22 protein-coding genes are annotated in these 23699 nt (G+C 42.7%); 21 read left to right on the top strand and 1 reads right to left on the bottom strand.

The window, feature by feature from the left end:
- Positions 1–108 precede the first annotated feature (108 nt).
- The 10 genes from lepA to deoC all read left to right on the top strand — a co-directional run bounded on the left by lepA (position 109) and on the right by deoC (position 12362).
- The gene (lepA, locus tag ACIROD_RS05250) at positions 109–1944 is read left to right on the top strand and encodes a translation elongation factor 4 (RefSeq protein WP_095389815.1); all 1836 of its coding nucleotides are present in this window, start codon (positions 109–111) and stop codon (positions 1942–1944) included.
- 89 nt (positions 1945–2033) lie between these two features.
- Entirely contained in the window at positions 2034–3185 is a 1152-nt protein-coding gene (gene hemW / locus ACIROD_RS05245) for a radical SAM family heme chaperone HemW (RefSeq protein ID WP_101222615.1), read from the top strand.
- Positions 3186–3309: 124 nt separating this feature from the next.
- Entirely contained in the window at positions 3310–4338 is a 1029-nt protein-coding gene (gene hrcA, locus ACIROD_RS05240; RefSeq protein ID WP_402938488.1) for a heat-inducible transcriptional repressor HrcA, read from the top strand.
- A 99-nt stretch (positions 4339–4437) separates the two neighbouring features.
- A complete protein-coding gene (gene grpE / locus ACIROD_RS05235; protein WP_101222613.1) occupies positions 4438–5028 on the top strand; it encodes a nucleotide exchange factor GrpE in 591 nt (196 codons plus the stop codon).
- 36 nt (positions 5029–5064) lie between these two features.
- Complete coding sequence (dnaK, locus tag ACIROD_RS05230) at positions 5065–6897, top strand: molecular chaperone DnaK (protein WP_101222612.1); 1833 nt, start codon at positions 5065–5067, stop codon at positions 6895–6897.
- A gap of 302 nt (positions 6898–7199) precedes the next feature.
- Complete coding sequence (gene dnaJ / locus ACIROD_RS05225) at positions 7200–8315, top strand: molecular chaperone DnaJ (protein ID WP_101222611.1); 1116 nt, start codon at positions 7200–7202, stop codon at positions 8313–8315.
- Between the two features lie 36 nt (positions 8316–8351).
- Entirely contained in the window at positions 8352–9293 is a 942-nt protein-coding gene (gene prmA / locus ACIROD_RS05220; RefSeq protein WP_101222610.1) for a 50S ribosomal protein L11 methyltransferase, read from the top strand.
- 138 nt (positions 9294–9431) lie between these two features.
- Complete coding sequence (locus ACIROD_RS05215; RefSeq protein ID WP_402938483.1) at positions 9432–10184, top strand: 16S rRNA (uracil(1498)-N(3))-methyltransferase; 753 nt, start codon at positions 9432–9434, stop codon at positions 10182–10184.
- 6 nt (positions 10185–10190) lie between these two features.
- On the top strand, positions 10191–11528 hold the full coding sequence (gene mtaB / locus ACIROD_RS05210) for a tRNA (N(6)-L-threonylcarbamoyladenosine(37)-C(2))-methylthiotransferase MtaB (RefSeq protein ID WP_402938480.1): 1338 nt from the start codon (positions 10191–10193) through the stop codon (positions 11526–11528).
- Positions 11529–11690: 162 nt separating this feature from the next.
- On the top strand, positions 11691–12362 hold the full coding sequence (gene deoC / locus ACIROD_RS05205) for a deoxyribose-phosphate aldolase (protein ID WP_230177031.1): 672 nt from the start codon (positions 11691–11693) through the stop codon (positions 12360–12362).
- A 570-nt stretch (positions 12363–12932) separates the two neighbouring features.
- Here deoC and ACIROD_RS05200 read toward each other — a convergent pair.
- Positions 12933–13865, bottom strand: a complete 933-nt coding sequence (locus ACIROD_RS05200; protein WP_402938476.1) for a Na/Pi symporter — start codon at positions 13863–13865, stop codon at positions 12933–12935.
- 236 nt (positions 13866–14101) lie between these two features.
- Here ACIROD_RS05200 and rpsU point away from each other — a divergent pair, with 236 nt between their 5' ends.
- The 11 genes from rpsU (at position 14102) to ACIROD_RS05145 (ending at position 23686) form a co-directional block, all read left to right on the top strand.
- Complete coding sequence (rpsU, locus tag ACIROD_RS05195) at positions 14102–14275, top strand: 30S ribosomal protein S21 (RefSeq protein WP_028391853.1); 174 nt, start codon at positions 14102–14104, stop codon at positions 14273–14275.
- 14 nt (positions 14276–14289) lie between these two features.
- On the top strand, positions 14290–14733 hold the full coding sequence (locus ACIROD_RS05190; protein ID WP_101222605.1) for a GatB/YqeY domain-containing protein: 444 nt from the start codon (positions 14290–14292) through the stop codon (positions 14731–14733).
- A gap of 304 nt (positions 14734–15037) precedes the next feature.
- Positions 15038–16357 carry an NfeD family protein gene (locus tag ACIROD_RS05185; protein ID WP_397315433.1) on the top strand — a complete coding sequence of 440 codons (1320 nt, stop codon included), beginning with the start codon at positions 15038–15040 and terminating at the stop codon, positions 16355–16357.
- Between the two features lie 50 nt (positions 16358–16407).
- The gene (gene floA / locus ACIROD_RS05180) at positions 16408–17397 is read left to right on the top strand and encodes a flotillin-like protein FloA (protein ID WP_402899859.1); all 990 of its coding nucleotides are present in this window, start codon (positions 16408–16410) and stop codon (positions 17395–17397) included.
- Positions 17398–17419: 22 nt separating this feature from the next.
- A complete protein-coding gene (locus ACIROD_RS05175) occupies positions 17420–17914 on the top strand; it encodes a hypothetical protein (protein WP_260358109.1) in 495 nt (164 codons plus the stop codon).
- Positions 17915–18039: 125 nt separating this feature from the next.
- A complete protein-coding gene (yqfC, locus tag ACIROD_RS05170; protein ID WP_034308511.1) occupies positions 18040–18324 on the top strand; it encodes a sporulation protein YqfC in 285 nt (94 codons plus the stop codon).
- Positions 18325–18339: 15 nt separating this feature from the next.
- Entirely contained in the window at positions 18340–19527 is a 1188-nt protein-coding gene (gene yqfD, locus ACIROD_RS05165) for a sporulation protein YqfD (protein WP_402938471.1), read from the top strand.
- A gap of 3 nt (positions 19528–19530) precedes the next feature.
- A complete protein-coding gene (locus ACIROD_RS05160) occupies positions 19531–20493 on the top strand; it encodes a PhoH family protein (RefSeq protein ID WP_034308506.1) in 963 nt (320 codons plus the stop codon).
- Positions 20494–20683: 190 nt separating this feature from the next.
- Positions 20684–22858 (top strand): HD family phosphohydrolase, encoded by a 2175-nt coding sequence (locus ACIROD_RS05155; protein WP_402938468.1) that lies wholly within the window; start codon positions 20684–20686, stop codon positions 22856–22858.
- Positions 22855–23331 carry an rRNA maturation RNase YbeY gene (gene ybeY / locus ACIROD_RS05150; protein WP_101222600.1) on the top strand — a complete coding sequence of 159 codons (477 nt, stop codon included), beginning with the start codon at positions 22855–22857 and terminating at the stop codon, positions 23329–23331. The genes ACIROD_RS05155 and ybeY overlap by 4 nt, the downstream gene beginning before the upstream one ends.
- Positions 23309–23686 carry a diacylglycerol kinase family protein gene (locus ACIROD_RS05145; protein WP_137019114.1) on the top strand — a complete coding sequence of 126 codons (378 nt, stop codon included), beginning with the start codon at positions 23309–23311 and terminating at the stop codon, positions 23684–23686. The genes ybeY and ACIROD_RS05145 overlap by 23 nt, the downstream gene beginning before the upstream one ends.
- The last annotated feature ends 13 nt before the right edge of the window (positions 23687–23699 follow it).

The following is a 23699-nucleotide window of genomic DNA, read 5'->3' as shown; positions in this document are numbered from 1 at the left end:
CCGATGCCCTGCAATGAGGCTTCTTTTGTAACTATTCTGTTGAATCTTGCATTTTCTATTGATATAATAAAAAATAGTGTATTGTGTCGACAAGTGGGAGTGAACGTCATGAATAGAGAAGAAAAATTAAAAAGACAATCAAAAATTCGTAACTTTTCCATCATCGCTCATATTGATCATGGTAAATCTACATTGGCGGATCGTATCATTGAAAAAACGAACGCCATGACTCAGCGTGAAATGAAGAGTCAGCTGTTGGATTCCATGGATTTAGAGCGTGAGCGTGGAATTACGATTAAATTGAATGCGATTCAATTGAAATATAACGCGAAAGATGGAGAAGAATATATCTTCCATCTTATTGATACACCGGGACATGTCGATTTTACGTATGAAGTGTCACGAAGCCTTGCAGCTTGTGAAGGAGCTGTCCTTGTTGTCGATGCGGCACAGGGTATTGAGGCCCAAACGCTTGCAAACGTTTATTTAGCATTGGACAACAACCTGGAAATCATTCCGGTCATCAATAAAATCGATTTGCCGAGTGCAGATCCGGAACGTGTGCGTGGAGAAATCGAGGAAGTGATCGGGTTGGATGCTTCCGATGCAGTCTTGGCTTCTGCTAAGGCGGGAATCGGAATCGAGGAGATTCTGGAACAGGTCGTTGAATTGGTTCCAGCTCCACAAGGTGATCCGGATGCTCCTTTCAAGGCGCTTATTTTCGATTCACTATTTGATGCGTACCGAGGTGTAGTTGCCTATATCCGTGTTGTTGAGGGTTCCATTAAAGTGGGCGATAAAATCAAAATGATGTCCACTGGCAAGGAATTCGATGTTACCGAATTGGGTGTCTTCAACCCTAAAACCCAGCTGTTGGATGAACTGAACGTAGGTGATGTAGGTTTCCTTACGGCAGCCATTAAAAACGTTGGTGATACGACTGTTGGTGACACGATTACAAGTGCCGTGAACAGTGCGACAGAACCATTGCCGGGTTACCGGAAGATGAACCCGATGGTATATTGCGGCCTATACCCAATTGACGCATCGAAATTCAATGATTTAAGGGATGCATTGGAGAAATTGGAATTGAACGATTCAGCGCTGCAGTTCGAGGCGGAATCATCGCAAGCATTGGGCTTCGGTTTCCGTTGCGGATTCCTTGGGCTCCTTCATATGGAAATTATCCAGGAACGGATTGAACGTGAATTCAAAATCGACCTGATCACCACTGCACCGAGTGTTATTTATGATGTGGTCCAAACGGACGGAACGGTCCTGAAAGTGGATAACCCGTCTAATATGCCTGATGCCCAAAAGATCGAACGGGTCGAGGAGCCATATGTCAAAGCGACGATGATGGCGCCGACGGAGTTTGTCGGGGCGATCATGGAAATTTGTCAAAATAAACGCGGAAACTTCATTGATATGGAATATATCGATGAGACCCGTGTAAGCATTCACTACGAAATACCATTATCGGAAATCGTGTATGATTTCTTCGATCAATTGAAATCCAATACAAGAGGCTATGCTTCATTCGATTATGAGCTGATCGGCTATAAACCGTCCAAGCTTGTGAAAATGGATATCTTGCTGAATGCTGAAACTGTCGATGCTTTAAGTTTCATCGTTCATAAGGACTTTGCTTATGAGCGCGGTAAAGTCATCGTTGAAAAATTGAAGAAATTGATTCCAAGACAACAATTTGAAGTGCCGATCCAAGCAGCAATCGGGCAAAAAATCATCGCCCGTTCCTCAATTAGTGCAATGCGCAAAAACGTATTGGCTAAATGTTACGGCGGCGATATTTCCCGTAAACGTAAGTTGCTCGAAAAACAGAAAGAAGGTAAAAAGCGGATGAAACAGGTAGGTTCCGTTGAAGTGCCGCAAGAAGCTTTCATGGCTGTTTTGAAAATGGATGATACGACACCAAAGAAATAAATAAAATAAACGATAGATAGTAAAAAGAGGGTAGAGGAAATCTAGCCTCTTTTTCTATCGACTCATTCGATTAAAAGGTTGTGAACACAATGATTAAAAGCGCCTACCTCCATATACCATTTTGTGAACATATTTGTCACTATTGTGATTTCAATAAAGTATTTTTGCAGGGACAGCCGGTCGAAGAATATTTACAGATGATGAAAAGGGAAATGGTGATGCAGCTTTCCAAATACCCGACTGCCGGTTTGGATACGGTTTTCGTCGGTGGAGGGACACCGACCTCTCTTGATGAAAAGCAGCTTGCATTCTTATGTGAAGCGATCAATGAAACCCTTCCCTTTGATCCCAAAAAGGCTGAATATACATTCGAAGCCAATCCAGGGGACCTTTCGAGGGAAAAACTGAAGATACTTTATGACTCAGGGGTCAATAGACTTAGCTTTGGAGTGCAAAGCTTCAATGATGAATTGTTAAAACGAATCGGCCGGACTCACCGGGCTCTAGAAGTATATGAAACGATTCATTTGGCTCAAGAGGTTGGCTTTACGAATATCAGCATCGACTTGATATATGGATTGCCGGGCCAAACGATGGAAGATTTCAAGGATACGCTGGATAAAGCGATTGCCCTTCAATTGCCGCACTATTCCAGCTACTCATTGATCGTTGAGCCGAAGACTGTTTTTTATAACCAGATGCGAAGGGGTAAATTGAACCTGCCGCCTCAGGAGCTCGAGGCTTCGATGTATGAGAAACTGATGGAAGAGATGGAGAAGCATGGTCTGCATCAATATGAAATCAGTAATTTTGCCCGAACTGGGTTTGAAAGCAGGCACAACCTGACATATTGGGATAATGTGGAGTATTATGGGATTGGTGCCGGTGCACATGGCTATACTGGAGGTAAAAGGGTTGCCAATCATGGACCTGTGAAGAAATATATCACGCCATTGCTGGCAAACGAGCTGCCTGTATTGGAAGAGCACCCAGTACCGCTTCATGAACGGATGGAAGAGGAGATGTTTTTGGGGCTCCGGAAAACGGAAGGAGTTTCATTGGAAATCTTCAAGAATAAATTTTTTGTTGAAATGACGGAGATTTTCAGGAAACCGCTCGAAGAAGGATCGGCAAAGGGTCTGCTTAAGGTGGAAGGCGGGTTCGTGCGCTTGACTGAGCAGGGCAAACTGCTTGGAAATGAAGTGTTCCAATCATTTTTGGGCGTTATTGATTCCGACTGAAGGAAACTCAAGTTATTTTAACGGTGAATTAGCGGTTTTCATTGTTGACATCATAAGCTTCATTTGATAATTTATTAGTATATTAGCACTCGATGAGACAGAGTGCTAACAGAGGTGATCATACATGCTAACTGATCGTCAATTATTGATTCTACAAGTGATAATCGAGGATTTCATCCATTCTGCCCAGCCAGTCGGGTCACGAAGCTTGTCGAAGAAAGATGAAATTACGTTCAGCTCTGCCACAATTCGCAACGAAATGTCCGATCTTGAAGAAATGGGATTTTTAGAAAAAACCCATACCTCTTCCGGTAGGGTCCCTTCTGAAAAAGGGTATAGATATTATGTGGATCATTTACTTTCTCCTCAAGCTCCGAAAAAGAATGAAGTGAAGATATTAAAATCCGTTTTTGTAGAACGAATTTATGAATTGGAAAAGATCGTACAGAAGTCAGCGAAAATACTTTCGGAACTGACGAATTATACGGCGATTGTACTGGGGCCAAAAGTGAATGAGCATAAGCTGAAAAAAATCCAGATCATTCCTTTAAGTCCTGAAACGGCAATAGCCATCATCATTACAGATACAGGTCATGTGGAAAATCGAATGATTTCCTTACCGCCTTCTTTTGATATAAACGAAATCGAGAAGATGGTGAACATATTGAATTCCCGTTTGGTCGATGTTCCGCTAGTTGATCTAAAGGATAAGATCTATAAGGAAGTGGCAGTTCTATTGAGCCGCCACATTCATAACTATGGATCGATGGTCTCGACCCTTGCGGAGACCCTGACGGACACAAAGCCCGAAAAAATATTTTTTGGCGGGAAAACGAATATGCTGAGGCAGCCGGAGTTCCATGATATTGCTAAAGTAAGTACGCTTTTATCGATGATTGAGCAGGAACAGGGATTTTATGAACTAATTACTCAAAATCCATCGGGCATCCACGTCAAGATCGGCCGTGAAAATCAAAACACAGTGCTCGATGACTGCAGTTTGATTACGGCGACCTACTCAATCGGGCAGGAGCAAGTTGGCACATTGGCCATATTGGGTCCAACGAGAATGGAATATTCGAGAGTGATCAGTTTGCTTTCGTTCTTCTCGAAAGATTTAACGGCCCTGATGACAAAACTGTATCAAAAATAGTAGCAAAGGTAATATTGTTAAGGTGGCGGAGAAGCATATTCCGCGGCCTGGCATATTACTTTAGCATAAATTGTATAACCCTTTTAGGGAGGTGAGATTGTGACAGAAAATAAAAACGAAGAACAAACATTGGAAAATGAAACAATCGAGGAAAGTTCTGCAGAAGCAGTTTTCGCTGAAGAAGAAATTCCAGCGGAAGAAAACCAAGGTCCGGTTGAAAAAGATGAACTTCAATTGGCTCATGAAAAGATTGCTGAACTTGAGGCGAAAATCGAGGAAATGGATAACCGTTATCTTCGTCTGCAGGCCGATTTTGATAATTCAAGACGCCGTGCCAAGCTTGATATGGAGGCGGCTCAAAAATATAGAGTTCAAAGCATTGCTAGTGATTTAGTGGAGGCTCTTGATAATTTTGAAAGAGCTACAAAAATCGAAGCGGAAAATGAACAGACGAAATCCTTGCTATCAGGCATGGAAATGGTCTATAAAGCGATTACTGATGCATTGTCTAAAGAAGGCATCGAACCGATCAGTTCGGTTGGCGAAGAGTTCGATCCGCGTTTGCATCAAGCGGTCATGCAAGTTCAGGATGAAAACTTCGGTTCGAACATCGTCGTCGAGGAATTCCAAAAAGGATACCTTCTTAAAGACCGTGTGATTCGACCTGCAATGGTAAAAGTGAACGAATAGATTTTTACATATAAATAATTGGGAGGTAGTGAAACTATGAGCAAGATTATTGGTATTGACTTAGGTACAACAAACTCTTGTGTATCTGTACTTGAAGGCGGGGAACCAAAAGTAATCCCGAATCCAGAAGGAAACCGTACAACTCCATCCGTAGTGGCATTCAAAAATGGAGAAAGGCAAGTAGGGGAAGTGGCAAAACGCCAAGCGATTACAAACCCTAATACGATCATCTCCATTAAACGCCATATGGGTACTGACCATAAAGAAGTAATTGAAGGAAAAGAATACTCACCTCAAGAAGTTTCTGCAATCATCCTTCAATACTTGAAATCATACGCTGAAGAGTATCTTGGCGAAAAAGTGACTAAAGCGGTTATCACTGTACCTGCTTACTTCAATGATGCAGAACGCCAAGCAACTAAGGATGCTGGGCAAATTGCAGGCCTTGAAGTGGAACGTATCATCAACGAACCGACAGCTGCAGCACTTGCATACGGTTTGGATAAAACGGAAGAAGATCAAACGATCCTTGTATTCGACCTAGGCGGCGGTACATTTGACGTGTCGATCATGGAACTTGGAGATGGCGTTTTCGAAGTTAAGTCCACAGCTGGTGACAACCGTCTAGGTGGGGATGATTTCGACCAAGTCATCATTGATTACCTGGTTGAAGCATTCAAGAAAGAAAACGGAATCGACCTTTCAAAAGATAAAATGGCGGTTCAACGTTTGAAAGATGCAGCTGAAAAAGCGAAAAAAGATCTTTCCGGCGTAACGTCAACTCAAATTTCTTTACCATTCATCACTGCTGGAGAAGCTGGCCCGCTTCACTTGGACGTAACAATGACTAGAGCTAAATTCGATGAGCTTTCTACAGGTCTTGTGGAACGCACTATGGGACCAACTCGTCAAGCATTGAAAGATGCTGGTCTTTCAGCATCTGAAATCGACAAAGTAATCCTTGTTGGTGGATCTACACGTATTCCTGCGGTTGTTGAAGCAATCAAAAAGGAAATCGGTCAAGAACCAAGCAAAGGTGTAAACCCTGATGAAGTGGTGGCAATGGGTGCAGCAATTCAAGGTGGCGTATTAACAGGGGATGTTAAAGACGTTGTCCTTCTTGATGTAACTCCACTTTCACTTGGAATTGAAACGATGGGCGGAGTATTCACGAAACTGATTGACCGTAATACTACGATTCCGACAAGTAAATCACAAGTGTTCTCGACAGCGGCTGATAATCAAACGGCAGTTGATATCCATGTCCTTCAAGGTGAGCGTCCAATGTCTGCGGATAACAAAACTCTTGGCCGTTTCCAATTGAGTGACATTCCACCGGCACCGCGTGGAGTTCCGCAAGTTGAAGTGACATTCGATATTGATAAAAACGGTATCGTGAACGTTCGTGCGAAAGATCTTGGCACGAACAAAGAACAAGCGATCACTATCAAATCATCTTCAGGACTTTCTGATGAAGAGATCGAACGCATGGTACGTGAAGCAGAAGAAAATGCCGATAGCGATAAACAACGTAAAGAAGAAGTTGAACTTCGTAACGAAGCTGATCAATTAGTTTTCCAAACGGAAAAAACGCTGAAAGATCTAGAAGGTAAAGTGGACGAAGCGGAAGTAACAAAAGCGAATGAAGCGAAGGATGAACTGAAAGCTGCAATCGAGAAAAATGAGCTTGAAGAAATCCGCGTGAAAAAAGATGCGCTTAACGAAATCGTTCAAGCTTTGACAATGAAGCTTTATGAAGAAGCGGCAAAAGCTCAGCAAGCTGGAGAAGCCGGTGCTGGCGAATCAGCTCAAGACGATAATGTGGTTGATGCTGAATACACTGAAGTTAACGAAGAAGAGAAAAAATAAAAAGTGGCCCAATCGGGGCACTGAAATATTGGGCAGTTAGTTTCTGCCTGCCATTGTAAAAAAGTCAAAGTCAGGTTATCTTGACTTTGGCTTTTTTTACAATGGATGGAATCATTGTCAGGAAGTGTTTCAATCGCTGGTGGGGAATCATGGGATTTTAGAGAAAAAGATGTGCAAATCGGGGCTGGCAGTACCAATTACAAAAATGTGTCAACGCCGTTTGTACTTTTCTAGTTGATTATTATCTTCGTTCAGTGATAATATTACCTTTATGTGAATCGAATCGGGAGTGGATTTTAGATATGAGTAAACGCGATTATTATGAGGTGTTAGGCCTTTCGAAAAGTGCTTCGAAGGATGAAATCAAAAAAGCGTATCGAAAGCTCTCCAAACAATATCACCCTGATATTAATAAAGCGGACGATGCTGCGGATAAATTCAAGGAAATCAAGGAAGCTTACGAAGTATTGAGTGACGAACAGAAAAAGGCCCATTATGACCAATTCGGACATACAGATCCCAATCAAGGCTTTGGCGGTCAGGACTTTGGCGGTTTCGGCGGTTTTGAAGATATTTTCAGTAGCTTCTTTGGCGGCGGCGGTCGCAGGAGAGATCCTAATGCACCGCGTCAAGGGGCGGATTTACAGTATACGATGACGCTTTCTTTTGAAGAGGCTGCATTCGGAAAAGAAACTGAGATTGAAATTCCGCGTGAAGAGAATTGTGATACATGTAAAGGATCCGGTGCCAAACCTGGTACAAAAGTGGAAAACTGTTCACATTGTCATGGAACCGGTCAATTGAATGTTGAACAAAACACAGCGTTCGGAAGGATTGTGAACCGGAGAGCATGTCACCATTGTCAAGGTACAGGAAAAATCATTCCTAATAAATGTTCAACATGCGGCGGCGACGGAAAAGTCCAAAAACGTAAAAAGATCCAAGTCAAGGTGCCAGCAGGAATTGATGATGGCCAGCAGTTGCGTGTAACCGGCCAAGGAGAGCCAGGAATAAATGGCGGTCCGGCGGGAGACCTGTATGTAGTCTTCCATGTACGCAGCCATGAATTCTTTGAGCGGGATGGCGATGATATTTATTGTGAAATGCCGGTTACGTTTGCCCAGGCAGCATTGGGTGATGAAATAGAAGTTCCGACGCTGCATGGAAAAGTGAAGCTGAAGATTCCAGCAGGTACACAAACAAGCACTCGTTTCCGTTTAAAAGGCAAAGGTGTTCCGAATGTAAGAGGGTATGGCCAAGGAGATCAGCATGTGGTCGTATTAGTGGTCACCCCTAAGAAATTAACGGAAAAACAAAAGGACTTGCTTCGTGAGTTCAGTGATATCAGCGGACAAGGCGTAGATGAACAAGATGATGGCTTTTTCTCAAAAGTAAAGCGTGCTTTTAAAGATAGGTGAATAAAAGTAAAAGAACAAATTGGGAGTTGGTAGATTATGAAGTGGTCTGAATTTGCAATCCAAACAACGAATGAAGCGGTTGAACCTGTTTCGAATATTCTTCATGAGGCAGGTGCGAGCGGTGTTGTCATTGAGGATCCTCTAGAATTAGTCAAGGAACGTGAAAATGTTTTTGGCGAAATCTACCACTTAAACCCAGATGATTATCCGGATGAAGGTGTAGTCATTAAGGCTTATCTGCCCGTTAACAGCTTTCTTAACGATACCGTTGATGCTATTAAGGAATCAATAAATAATCTCCTTCTTTTTGATATAGACCTTGGGAAAAATGTTGTTTCAATTAGTGAAGTGAATGAGGAAGAGTGGGCGACGGCTTGGAAAAAATATTATAACCCCGTCAAGATATCCGAACGTTTTACCATCGTGCCAACATGGGAAGACTACACTCCAGTTAGCAGTGACGAATTGATCATTGAACTTGATCCAGGCATGGCTTTCGGAACGGGTACACACCCGACGACGGTCATGTGCATCCAAGCGCTGGAGCGTACAGTACAGCCTGGGGATTTAGTCGTTGATGTAGGAACGGGTTCTGGTGTTCTAAGCATTGCAGCTGCATTATTGGACGCAAAACGGATCCAGTCCCTTGATTTGGATGAAGTGGCAGTACAGTCAGCCATACAAAACGTGGAAATAAATAACGTGCAGGATAAAGTGTCCGTTTCACAAGGCAATTTGCTGGATGGTGTGAATGAACAAGCGGATATCGTCGTGGCTAATATTCTTGCCGAGGTGATCATGCGTTTTACGGATGATGTAGCGAAAGTCGTTAAACCTGGCGGACATTTCATCGCTTCCGGAATCATTCAAACTAAGAAACAAGATGTGAAGGATGCGATTATTGCATCTGGTTTCACCATTGAGGAAACGATCTTGATGGAAGATTGGGTGGCAATAATCGCGAAAAGAAATGATTAATTGAAAAAGTTACTCTGATTATCGGGTATTTTGATAGTCAGAGTACCTTTTTTTAGCTTGAATTTTTGCATGGCTTGCATTCTGGATTCCTGACTGTTGGCCTGTGAGTTTTTTAGACTAGACGAAGTGGGTGGCAGTGTGCAACGGTATTTTCTTAACGATGTAGACATCAATGGAAACACGGTGACGATATCAGGCGATGATTTTCACCATATCGCCAGGGTGATGAGGATGGGACCAGGGGAGCGGATCATTACGGTAAAAAGTAATGGTATGACAGCTGTCGCGGAAATTTCGGAAATTACTGATGATGCTGTTATAGGGACCGTTTCCGAATGGAAGAATGAAGAAAAGGAACTTCCTGTAAGGGTTGTGATAGCGAGCGGTCTGCCTAAAGGGGATAAGTTGGAATATATCGTTCAAAAGGGTACTGAACTGGGTGCCGTTGAATTTATCCCTTTTATTGCTGCTCGTTCGGTGGTAAAATGGGACCACAAAAAGGTAGGTAAGAAATTGGAGAGGCTCCAGAAGATTTCAAAAGAGGCGGCTGAGCAATCTCACCGCACGGTTATCCCTGCCATCAAGGAACCGATGACGGCAGATCAGCTAGCTGGTTATGCTTCAGGTTTCGATCATAAATTAATCGCTTTTGAAGAAGTGGCAAAACAGGGGGAAACTTCTGTACTCGCTTCTGTCCTGAAAGATATCACCGCTGGGCAATCCATCTTATTCGTTTTTGGGCCTGAAGGTGGTTTAGCAGATAAGGAAATTGAAAAACTGACTGATGCCGGTTTTATGGCTTGCGGTCTTGGACCAAGAATATTAAGAACTGAAACAGCACCTTTATATGCACTTTCCGCTGTTTCTTATCATGTAGAACTTTTGAGGTGATGAAAAATGGCAACGGTCGCTTTCCATACATTAGGCTGTAAAGTGAATCATTATGAAACAGAGGCCATATGGCAATTATTCAAAACTGGAGGATATGATCGTGTTGAGTTTGAAAATACATCCGATGTATATGTCATCAACACATGCACGGTGACAAACACTGGCGATAAGAAGAGCCGTCAGGTCATCCGTCGTGCCATTCGTAAAAATCCGAATGCCGTCATAGCGGTAACGGGATGTTACGCACAGACTTCACCGGCAGAAATCATGGCCATACCAGGTGTGGATATTGTTGTAGGAACACAGGACAGGGTTAAACTTCTTGATTACATCGAGCAATTCAAGGTTGAGCGTGAGCCAATCAATGCCGTAGGGAATATCATGAAAAACCGTGTCTACGAAGAATTGGATGTACCTGCTTTTACAGACCGTACACGAGCTTCACTTAAGATTCAGGAAGGTTGCAATAATTTCTGCACTTTCTGCATCATCCCTTGGGCCCGTGGCTTGATGCGTTCCCGCGATCCAAAGGAAGTCGTTAACCAAGCTGAACAGCTTGTCGAGGCAGGCTATAAAGAGCTAGTCCTCACCGGAATTCATACTGGCGGCTACGGAGACGATTTGAAAGACTATAATTTGGCGATGCTGCTGCGTGACTTGGAAAAAGTCGATGGATTGAAGCGTATCCGTATTTCATCCATCGAAGCCAGCCAGATTACAGATGAGATCATTGAAGTGCTGACGAATTCGAAAAAAGTTGTACGTCATTTGCATATACCAATCCAATCGGGTTCCGATACAGTTCTAAAACGGATGAGACGTAAATATACGATGGATTTCTTCGGGGATCGGATCGAGAAGTTGAAAATTGCGCTTCCGGGTCTTGCTGTTACCTCTGATGTCATCGTAGGTTTCCCAGGTGAAACAGAAGAAGAATTCATGGAGACATATAACTTTATAGAAAAATATAAATTCTCCGAACTTCATGTTTTCCCTTATTCAAAAAGGACAGGGACTCCGGCTGCCCGTATGGAAGATCAAGTCGATGAAGATGTCAAGAATGAGCGCGTACATCGCCTTATCACGTTGTCGGATCAGCTGGCAAAAGAGTATGCCTCCCGATTCGAGGGGGAAGTTCTTGAAGTCATTCCTGAAACGAAGTTGGAAAATGGCCTTTATGAGGGCTATTCCGATAATTACATGAAAGTCGTCTTCCCGGCTTCGGAAGAAATGGTCGGTGAAATCGTCAAGGTGAAGATTACAAAGTCTGGCTATCCATTTAGTGAAGGTCAGTTCGTGACGGTCGTGAAGGATTTTCCGTTGCAACAAGTATCCAATATTTAATCTAAGACAGCGGTAAATCGCTGTCTTTTTTTTATCCTCTTTTAGATGTGTTATCTTGGCACTTTCGGGTAAAGACTATATATATCGTCAAAGTGGATAAACTATGGTATTATGAGAGGTACGTACAACTAGGTATAAATTGTTTTTGAGGAGGATTTATTAATGTCACAAAATGTAGCAGGTTTAATTGACCACACGTTATTAAAAGCAGATGCAACCAAAGAGCAAATAAAGGTATTATGCGAAGAAGCTAGAGAGTATAACTTTGCTTCCGTATGCGTGAACCCAACTTGGGTGAAATATGCAAGCGAACTTTTGGAAGGTTCAGAAGTGAAAGTTTGTACCGTTATCGGCTTCCCTCTAGGTGCAACCACACCGGAAACCAAAGCTTTTGAAACGAAAGACGCCATCTCTAATGGCGCTCACGAAGTCGATATGGTGATCAATATCGGCGCATTGAAGGACAAGGATGATGAGTTGGTAGAGCGGGATATTCGTGCTGTTGTAGCGGCATCCACTGGTAAGGCTCTGTCAAAAGTGATCATTGAAACTTCTTTATTGACTGATGAAGAAAAAGTCCGTGCATGTGAATTGGCCGTAAAAGCCGGATCGGATTTTGTGAAAACATCAACTGGTTTCTCGACCGGCGGAGCGACTGTTGAAGATATCACGCTTATGAGAAAAACAGTTGGCCCGGATATCGGTGTCAAAGCTTCAGGCGGAGTCCGCAACACGAGCGATGCCCAGAAAGTGATTGAAGCTGGTGCAACAAGAATTGGTGCGAGTGCAGGTGTTTCCATCGTAAAGGGCTTAACGGCTGATTCCGATTATTGATTTTGTAAGGGACCGTATAATAAGTCCTTAAAATAAAACAGGCGGAGAAAAAATGAATTATTTTTCTCCGCCTGTTTTTTATTACTTCCATAAAACGGATTATAAATCGAGTGCCTATGCCTTTGTGCAGTGCATTGCATTGCGCTTATTTCCTTGAAAAAGTAGAAACGTTTCAATTTTGGACTTTTACTTGTCATTTTTGGAACCTATAAATTCAGGAAAAAGTTTATTGTGGATTCAATGGATATTAGGGGTATCAATCAGGGAGTAAACAGACTTATATTAAATGCATGAACAGGGGGGGGAAATGAAAAAAAGGGATTTACTTTCTTTTATATATAATGGCAGTAACGTTTTTCATCTACCTAATATAGGTTTGTGGATTTAGATATTAGCTGCTGTTATATTGAGTGGTTTGAGCTTAATAAACCATAAAGTTAATTATAAAAAGATTAGCTAAAAACCTCCCGGTAATCATTTATCATTTTATATCTGTTACAGCTACACATTATGTCCATCTTCCCCTGAAGCTGCCCATAAGAAAGTCTCTAATGAGTTTTGGACAGCTCCTTATTTCTTTAAGTGTTGCCGATGCACCAAAAGAATGAGGTTGGAGAATTGCCGTGAGCATGGCAAGACGGCCAAAGAAGTCAAGATATTGAAAATCACACTGGCATGGGCGAGCTGTGTCCCCTTGTTTTCGGTGAAAAAGGCAGCGGCGCTTTCCAGAATGTCCACAAAAGGCAGGAATGCGGCAACCCCGATGACGTTTAGCCAAATATGTGCATAAGCTGTGAAGGCAGCTTGTTTGCCAGAACCGATGCTGGCCATGTATCCGGTGATGCAAGTGCCAATATTCGATCCGAGCATGATGATGATTGCGGAGGAGACGGATAACTCCCCGTTCATCAAAAAGCTCATGGCTATCCCGATGGTTGCCGAACTGGAGTGAATGAGTGCGGTCAATAATATCCCGGCTAATAGGGCATAACTCATATGGCCCTCTATGTAATGGATGAGCGTTTGTATCGAAGAATAAGCTGCAATCGGTGTCGAAAGCATTTTAAAACCGCTCATCGCCGCGAAGATGGCCGAGATACCAATCAGGGACATCCCTATGCTTCTCGGTAATGCTTTTGGCATGAAGCAAAGAAAAGCGCCGCTTACGACACCGGGAATGATCCAACGATCCAAGGAAAAGGTCATGAACTCTGCTGTAAAGGTGGATCCGATATTCGTTCCAAGAATAATCCCGATTGTTTGCGGGAACGTTAAGCTTCCTGCGGAAACGAGGCCGACCGTCATGACCATGACCGCCGAGCTGCTCTGCAGGATCCCCGTAAAGATGGTTCCGGCCATGAAGCCTTTCCATGGCTTATCCGTTACCTTCGAGAGAAAATTTTTTAATGCAGCACCGGACATATTGAACAGTCCGATGCGTAAAACTGACATACCCGCCAAAAATATCGCGATGAATAATAAGAATAAAAATAGCTCATGCATGACTGTCACCTCTTAGTAAGCTTATGGCCCATTAAGGGGAGACATGCTATAAATTGGATTTTCATGCAAGTTGAATGATTGTTTAGTGAAAAGTTATGATAATAACATGATGATATTCAAAATAAGTTTGATTTTATTGGTTGACCTGCTAAAGATGATATATTATAATTGTTTAGTACATGTATAACATGTTGACAACTTGAGTTAGTGTGTTGTTTTCGGAGGGAGGGAAAGAGATGTCTAAAACCGTCGTTCGTAAAAACGAATCGCTTGAAGATGCTCTTCGTCGTTTCAAACGTACTGTATCTAAAGCAGGATCGCTTCAGGAAGCTAGGAAGCGTGAATTTTATGAAAAACCAAGCGTAAAACGTAAGAAAAAGTCTGAAGCTGCAAGAAAACGTAAATTCTAAGAGAGGGTGGAAAGATGAGTCTTCTCGAGCGTTTAAATAATGATATGAAACAAGCGATGAAGAACAAGGAAAAGGACAAACTATCTGTTATTCGGATGCTGAAGGCTTCCATTCAAAACGAAGCATTGAAGCAGAGGCAAGATTTAACAGATGATGAAGAATTGACAGTGCTCTCTCGCGAATTAAAACAACGCAAAGACTCCCTCCAGGAGTTTGAAAACGCAGGTCGTTCAGATCTCGTGGATAAAGTCCGCACCGAACTAGTATACGTAGAGGCATATATGCCTGAGCAACTTTCAGAAGAAGACATTTCTAATATCGTTAAACAAACGATTGAAGAAGTCAATGCAACATCCAAAGCAGATATGGGGCGAGTTATGGGAGCTTTAATGCCTAAAGTTAAAGGTAAAGCGGATGGTTCTCTAGTAAACAAATTAGTACAACAACATCTATCTTAAACTCTAAACTTAAAACTCGAAACCTAACCGCAGGCAATTTGCCTGTGGTTTTTGTGTATTTCATGAATTTTATGCGTATATTATTGAAACGATGCCCAAGATAATAGGGGCATTTTTAATTTTATTTGCTTTTTTTGAAACCTTTTTCATATACATACGTAATAACTAAAGAACAGAGTAAAGGGTTGCTTCATTTGCTCCTTATTCGAATTTAGTTGAGTGCTGAATTTACTGGTAGGTTTTCCTCCTGAATATTGGAGGCACTTACCGCGTTTAATGCGGGAAAGGGGGCGTTCCGTTGAAAATTTGGCGTTATTTATCTGTACTCTTATTTGGATTGCTGTTCACCATGTCTTCTTTTGGGGGATCGACGGTATCTGCAAACGAGAAGATCGTTTACCATGTACCAATAGAAGAAACGGTGGAAAAGGGACTCTCGGCATTTTTGGAACGCGCGCTTACCACTGCTGAAGCAGCTGATGCAGACCTTGTCGTTTTCGAGGTGAATACTCCTGGAGGTGCTGTGGATGCAGCAGGGGAAATTGCAAAGTTACTGTCCGATTCACCAATCAAGACAGTTGCCTACGTCAATAACAGGGCCTTATCTGCAGGGGCATACATTTCTCTAAGTGCAGATGAGATCTATATGGTTCCGAGTGCCACCATGGGATCTGCCGCTGTAATTGATTCTACAGGGAACGCTGCAGGTAAGAAAGCGCAATCTTATTGGTTAGCAGCCATGAAGACTGCTGCAGAACAAAATGGACGTGATCCCATTTACGCCCAGGCGATGGCGGATGTTGACATCGATCTACCCGAATATGGAGCGGAAAAAGGAAAGTTGCTGACATTTACAGCCGAACAGGCAAAAAAGGCTGGATATAGTGAAGGCACCGTCTCTGGGAAAGCGGAGCTGTATAGTATACTTGGAGTTGAGGATGCTGATATTCGGTCAATCGAAGAAAGCTTTCCTGAGAAACTTGCCCGCTTTTTGACCAACCCGATCGTCGTACCCATTTTATTAACGATAGCGGGAATCGGGATTGTGATGGAATTGTTTTCACCCGGTTTTGGAATTCCGGGGGTCATTGGAATCACCAGTCTTGTTTTATTCTTCTATGGTCATCTTGTCGCCGGTATCACCGGATACGAATCGTTAGCGATGTTCATCATTGGGGTCATTCTCGTACTCATTGAATTTTTTATCCCAGGGGGGATTATCGGGCTGCTCGGATTTACAGCGATAGTGGGGAGTCTATTCCTCGCGACAGGAGATCCGGTCCATATGACGATATCCTTGCTAATTGCGGTCACCGTATCCATTTTGGTATTCATCCTACTTGTAAAGGTGTTTGGAAAACAGATGAAATTTTTCAGGAAAATGATATTAACCGATGCAACAAAAACGGAACAAGGGTATGTCAGCAATCCGAATCGTTTGGATTTATTAGGTGTTGAAGGGAAGGCCCTTACAGATTTGAGGCCTTCAGGAACTGCTTTGGTCAAAGAAGAAAGAGTGGATGTCGTGACCGAAGGAAGCTTTATTTCCAAAGGTTCATCAATCGTTATCGTGAAAGTAGAAGGATCAAGGGTAGTCGTCCGGGAAATACCGGATTCAAATTAAAATTAAAAGATACAGGAAGGATGAATCATTAAGTGATAACTTCAGGAACGATATTTATTGTACTGGCAGTGATTGCTGCTATCATCGTATTGGCAGTATTTTTCACATTCGTACCAGTAATGCTATGGATTTCCGCTTTAGCGGCAGGAGTCAAAATCAGCATATTTACATTAGTTGGAATGAGGCTTCGCCGTGTTATACCAAGCAGGGTCGTCAATCCACTTATCAAGGCCCATAAGGCTGGAATCAATGTTTCAACGAATCAATTGGAGAGCCATTACCTTGCAGGCGGTAATGTCGATCGAGTGGTGAATGCATTAATTGCTGCAGAGCGAGCCAATATCACGTTACCTTTCGAACGGGGTGCAGCTATTGACCTTGCCGGCCGTGATGTATTGGAAGCCGTTCAAATGAGTGTTAACCCGAAAGTGATTGAAACCCCGTTCATCTCTGGTGTGGCGATGAATGGTATTGAAGTGAAAGCGAAGGCAAGGATTACGGTGCGAGCCAATATTGAACGCTTGGTCGGTGGTGCCGGTGAAGAGACGATCATTGCCCGTGTAGGCGAAGGGATCGTATCGACGATCGGTGCTTCGAAAATGCATACGGATGTACTGGAACACCCCGATTTGATTTCACGAACGGTTTTATCAAAAGGGTTGGATTCAGGAACGGCTTTCGAAATTCTTTCCATTGATATCGCTGAAGTGGATATCGGTAAAAATATCGGGGCCATATTACAGACTGACCAAGCCGAAGCCGATAAAAAGATAGCCCAGGCAAAGGCCGAGGAACGCCGTGCGATGGCTGTTGCACTTGAACAGGAAATGGTTGCCCGTGTTCAGGAAATGAGAGCGAAGGTTGTTCAATCCGAAGCCGAAGTTCCGTTGGCCATGGCTGATGCACTGAAAAGCGGAAACCTTGGAGTGATGGATTATATGAATATCCAAAATATCACGGCTGACACTGATATGCGCGATTCCATCAGTAAAATATCCGAAAATCCAAAAGATAACAACAATAACCATAATAATAATTAGGTCAGGGAAGGAAGGTCTTTAAATGGGAGGTTTTATTGATTTCTTTCTCGAGAACCCATTCCTTATCATTGTCTTGATCGGTGTTTTAACGTCCATGTTAGGAAAGAAAAAGCAGACTCAAGATCCTGGCACGCCTCCGAAAAAGAAATGGCAGGAGGTCATGCGGGAGCTTCAAGGTGAAATGCCGCAAGGAAATCAGCAGCAAAAGCATGCACCTCCTCCCGTAAGGAAAGTCGAACAGCAGGCAGCACAGGCTGTTGAAGTGATCGATGAGACGAAGAACGAAGCGAACAAAAGGATTACCGAGCTTAGACGGCTTCAGCAGAAGTACGATCAAGAGCGTTTATATCAAAAAGCGAAAGCAGATCAACTTACATCAACGATTTCTGATAAAAACAGTCCGGTCTATCGCAAAGGACCGTCTTTTGGCAAAAAACAGCTGATTGATGGCATCATCATGTCAGAAGTGCTGGGACCGCCAAGGGCGAAGAGAAGTCTTCATAGATCCAGAAGGTGATTCGGAGACTGGGCTTTTTTAAGCCTGTCATTAAAAGCCTGAAAAAATAGACTTTTATTCCCTTATAATTTTGTGCTAGAACCCTCTTTCATTTCATACATTGAGATGAAAGGGGGTTCTTTTTTATGGCACGCAATTGGGGAAAAAAAGTGAAACAGCTTATGACCAAAACAATGGACCTTCCGCAAGATGTCATGATGGACCTGCCGCGAATTACAATGATCGGACAATTACATATTTATATTGAAAACCATCGTGGCTTATTGGCTTTTACAGACAGCGAAGTGCGATTGATGCTGAAAAATGGGCAGTTGCTGATAAAGGGAAATGCCTTTGTCATAAAGACGATTTTGCCGGAAGAAATCATGCTCGAAGGCAAAATTGATAAGGTTTATTTTATCAATGAATGATCCCGGGAGGTCTCCATGAAAAACCAATGGACAAACTATTATACAGGCTATGTAAAGGTGAAGGCTTATGGCAAAGGTGCAGAACGGCTGATCAATATGCTGACGAGAAGGGGGCTTCATATCTGGGAAGTGAAGCGTATCGGAAGTGAATCCCTGATTTTCCATATGGATATCAGGGATATCCCAAAACTCCGTCAGGTCATGCGTAAGAGCGATTGTAAAGTAAAGTTCATGCAGGGAAAGGGTTTCCCTTTCCTATTGAAGAGAGTCATGAAAAACAGCGGGTTTTTAGCGGGGATGATCGCTTTCCTGCTATGCATATTCGTACTTTCCAATATGGTATGGGGCATCGAGGTTCAAGATGCCAAACCGGCAACCGAGCATGCCATCCGGAAAGAATTGGACAAGATGGGCGTGAAGATCGGTAAAGTGCAATTCTTTGTTGATGATGTGGATACGATTCAGCGTAAGCTGTCGGACCGGATCGGTGCATTGACATGGGTAGGGGTAGAGCTGAAGGGAACGACATACCATTTTCGGGTTGTAGAAAAACGGCAGCCTAAAGAGGTCGAGAAAACATCTCCGCAGAATTTGGTAGCTTCTAAAAAAGCGATCATCACTGATATGTTCGTTGAAAAAGGACAATCTATTGTTAATGTGAATGATTATGTAGGAAAGGGACAGCTTCTTGTTTCAGGATGGATTGGAAAAGAGGATAAACAGGAAATTGTATCCGCACAAGGAGTAATAAAAGGGAAAACGTGGTATAAAGCGAAAGTGGAAGTACCGTTAAAAACCAAGTTTTCTGTTTTTAACGGAGATGAAGCAAGCAGGCACTTTTTAAAAATGGGGGGCTTTTCCCTTCCGGTATGGGGCTTCAAGGATCCGAAATATGAAAAACAGGAAAAAGAAACGACAATGAGGCCGTTTCACTTTCTTCAATGGGAACTGCCCATTTCCTATAAACAAGTGACCTTTAGGAGCAAGGAAGATATTGTACGAAGTTATACGGAGAAAGAAGCCGTGGAGGAAGGCAGGAAAATGGCTAAAGCTGAATTGAAAAAGCATTTGGAAGAGGAAGATGAAATCGTCGAAGAAAAAATTTTGCACGAAAGCATGGAGAATGGTAAAGTAAAATTATCTATACATTACCAAGTTATTGAAGATATAGCGATTGGACAGCCAATCATTCAAGGAGACTAACGAATGGCAGATGATGTGAAAGTAATTAAGCTAGAAATAGAATCACCTAATGAAGCGATCGCTTTATTGGGCAATGGAGATTCAAATGTAAAAGTGCTCGAAGAGGAGCTGGGCATTTCCGTCATAACCCGAGGTGAAGCGGTGAGTGTTGCCGGGGATATCGAGCGGGTAACGATGGGGGAGGAAATCCTCAAGGCATTATTGACAGTGGTCAGAAAAGGAATTGCAATCAGTTCCAGAGATGTGCTTTATGCAATTGAATTGGCAAGAAAAGGCACATTGGAGTATTTCGGCGAATTATATGATGAGGAAATCGCAAAAACGGCTAAGGGGAAATCCATTAAAGTCAAAACAATCGGGCAGAGATACTATATCCAGGCAATAAAGAAACAAGACCTTGTATTTGGAATTGGGCCTGCCGGAACCGGGAAGACCTATCTAGCTGTAGTGATGGCCATCAATGCATTGAAAAATGGACATGTTAAACGGATCATCCTGACACGGCCTGCCGTCGAAGCGGGGGAAAGCCTTGGTTTTCTGCCTGGTGATCTGAAGGAAAAGGTAGATCCTTATCTACGTCCGCTGTATGACGCTCTCCATGACCTTCTAGGGATGGAACAGACGCAGAGGATGATAGAGCGCGGAACGATCGAAATAGCTCCTCTGGCTTATATGAGGGGCCGTACGCTTGAAGATGCCTTTGTCATATTGGATGAAGCCCAGAATACGACGGAAGCCCAAATGAAGATGTTCTTGACCAGGCTTGGTTTCGGATCGAAAATGGTCATTACGGGAGATCGGACCCAAATTGACCTTCCAAAAGGCATGAAGTCAGGTCTTGTCAGGGTAGAAGAGATCTTGAAGAATGTTAAAGGCCTTTCCTTTGTTTATTTTGAACAAAGTGATGTTGTAAGACATCCGCTTGTCGCCAAAATCATTACTGCTTACGAGCAGGCGAAGTCATAAGAAGAAATCCGCCATTTCAATCGGCGGATTTTTCTTGATGTGTCTAAATTACAAACTTTATGGTAAAAAAGTGGATATGGAATGAAGGAAGCTTTACATTTATCAATACGAAGGTGAAAATTCACATAAAAACTGTTATGATTTTACATATCTAGAATAATAAACATCATTTTTATTAGGAGGACCTTCCTTGAATCGTATCCAGAAATTTTTCACTCAAATAAAAGGGCTGTTGGTCCATCGCTTTTTTCAAGTGCTATTGTTCATCATTCTTGGTTTGTTTGCTTATGTGTTAATGTTCTCCAATGTTAAGCCGGAAAGGGTCCAGGTAGAGCTGTTTAAGCCTGCTGAACAAACGATCCGTTCAACCAAGACTGTGGAAGATACCTATAAGACGGAACAGGAAAAAGAAGAGATTTCAAAACAGGTGGCGGATGTTTATTCTCTAAAAAAAGAATATGCAAAAAATAAAGTCGATCTGATTTCATCCATTTTCGATTCAGCGATAGAGGTGAATAAAGAAACGCAAACCGATGAAGATCATAAAGAAGATGAGGAAAAAGAGGATAAAAAAGAGACAATAAAGACGGATGCTCAAAAAGTTTCCATATTAAAAGAAAAATTGACCGATGAAGTGAATAAAAATATCGAGGAATCCGTTTTCCTTGCATTAGTGCAGGCTGATGAAGATGAGTTGAAAATAGCGAAGGATTCAACCATTACAGCCGTGAATAATGTGATGAGCTCCCGAATCGCAGCAAGTGACGTCGAAAATGCCAAGAAAAAGGTTGTAGAGGAATTGGGCTATATGAGCATCAGCGGCGATATGAAAAAAGCCTCCACTTCCCTTGCGCGTACGGCAATCATTCAGAATGTATTTTTCGATAAGGACAAAACCGAGGAACAGCGTAGGAAAGCGGTTGAAAGCGTAGAGCCGATCAGGATCCTTCAAGGTCAGATCATCGTTGAAGAAAATCAATTAGTGGACAGGGATGTTTATAGGCAGCTTGAATTGGCGGGCTTCTTAAATACGGAGTCTACCATTTACCCGTATATCGGCCTGCTGTTATTCATAGTCCTGACTTTTGCCGCTTTTTATTACTTTTTCTACTATTCCATTTCCAAAAAGGATAACAAGTACAATCAGTTATTGATCTTCAGTCTTGTCTTCATCCTTTCAATGGCTACCATGAAAACAGTCAGCATTCTCGCAGACCTGAAAAACTCGAACTTGGAATACATTTTCCCGGGTGCCATGGCGGCGATGCTCATCAAGATATTATTGAATGATAGGTTAGCGGTAGCGATGATCATATTATTAGGTTCGTATGGTACGATTATATTCAATGGTGATACACCTGGAAATCTGGATTTCTCGATGGGGCTTTATATCATTTTCGGGGGATTGACGGCAATCATCATTTTATCCAGGCCAAATTTCAAATCAAAGGTGCTGGTAGCAGGGCTGCTATTGGCTTTAATCAATATGGCATTTGTTTTTTCGCTCATCTTCATTATGGACAGCCAATATACTAGAATGGAGTACTTGTATTATGCTGCTGCTGCGATGGGTTCTGGAGTGGGTGCAGCCGTTTTGACAATGGGCCTGTTGCCGTTTTTCGAGGCTGGTTTCGGGATTTTATCATCGATTAAGCTTATCGAGCTAGCGAATCCCAATCATCCATTACTTCGAAGGATCTTGATAGAGGCTCCAGGGACATATCATCATAGCGTGATGGTCGCCAATTTGGCGGAATCGGCTTGTGAAGCCATCGGGTCGAATGGATTGCTGGCAAGGGTCGGCAGTTATTATCATGATATCGGTAAAACGAAGCGGCCGCATTTCTTCATCGAAAATCAGATGAATGAAGAGAACCCGCATGATCGGCTGCAGCCGGAAACGAGCAGGGATATCATCATTGCCCATGCCGTAGACGGCGGGGAGATGCTTCGCAGTCACAAATTCCCGAAAGAGATTGTGGATATTGCAGAGCAGCATCATGGGACCACTTTATTGAAATTTTTCTACCATAAGGCAAAAAAACAGGATGAGTCCACACTCGAAGCGGACTACCGGTATCCCGGGCCGAGGGCGGTAATGAAGGAAGTAGCCGTCATCGGCATAGCCGATAGTGTGGAAGCTGCAGTGAGATCGATGAAGCACCCAACGCCGGAGAAGATTGAAGAACTGGTAAGTTTCATCATTCAGGACAGGATTTCTGATGGTCAATTTGATGAATGTGACATTACTATGAGAGAATTGAGTATCGTGAAGCATTCCTTATGTGAATCGCTTAATGGTATCTTCCACTCCAGGATTGAATATCCGGAGTCGGATAAATTAGGACAGAAGGTGAAAGAATGATTTTAGCTATCGATTTAATGGATGAAACGAACGAAGTAACGGAGGAAGCTCAGCACCTTGTTGAAAGCATTCTGCAATTTGCGGCAAGAAAAGAAAACATTGAAAAAGACACCGAGCTGTCTGTTACATTTGTTGACAATGATAGGATTCGGGAAATCAATAAAGAATATCGTAATAAAGATTCAGCTACAGATGTCATTTCTTTTGCACTTGAAGAAATGGGAGAAGATGAAGTGGAAATTGTCGGGGCCGAAATGCCCCGCATGTTAGGGGATATCATCATTTCCATTGAACGCACGAAGGAACAGGCTGAAGAATATGGTCATTCATTTGACCGGGAACTTGGATTTTTAGCTCTGCATGGTTTTCTTCACTTATTAGGATTTGACCATATGAATGAAGAAGATGAAAAAGTGATGTTCACAAAACAAAAGGAGATCTTGGAAGAATATGGACTTTCAAGAGAAGGGTAAAAAAAGGTATCCTTTATTAAAAAGTTTCTCTTTTGCCTGTCAGGGAATTTTGGAGGCTGTTCGGACTGAACGCAATATCAAGATTCATTTCGTGTTAACGGTCATCGTCGTATTCTTTGGTTGGTACTTCTCATTGAATGGGATGGAGTGGCTTTTCATTTTAGCGGCCATAGCCGGCACGATTACCTTGGAGCTCGTTAATTCAGCGATTGAAAGGGTAGTGGACCTGGTAACGGATCAAATCCATCCGCTTGCCAAGCAGGCAAAAGATATTGCAGCCGGAGCTGTATTCATATATGCTATATTTTCTATAATAGTTGGATTGATTATATTTTTGCCCAAGTTTGGCCTGTAGGTTGCCGAAATGG

It is taken from the genome of Peribacillus sp. NPDC101481 (assembly GCF_044767165.1).
GTDB lineage: Bacteria > Bacillota > Bacilli > Bacillales > DSM-1321 > Peribacillus.
This window is presented reverse-complemented; position numbering and strand designations above follow the sequence as displayed.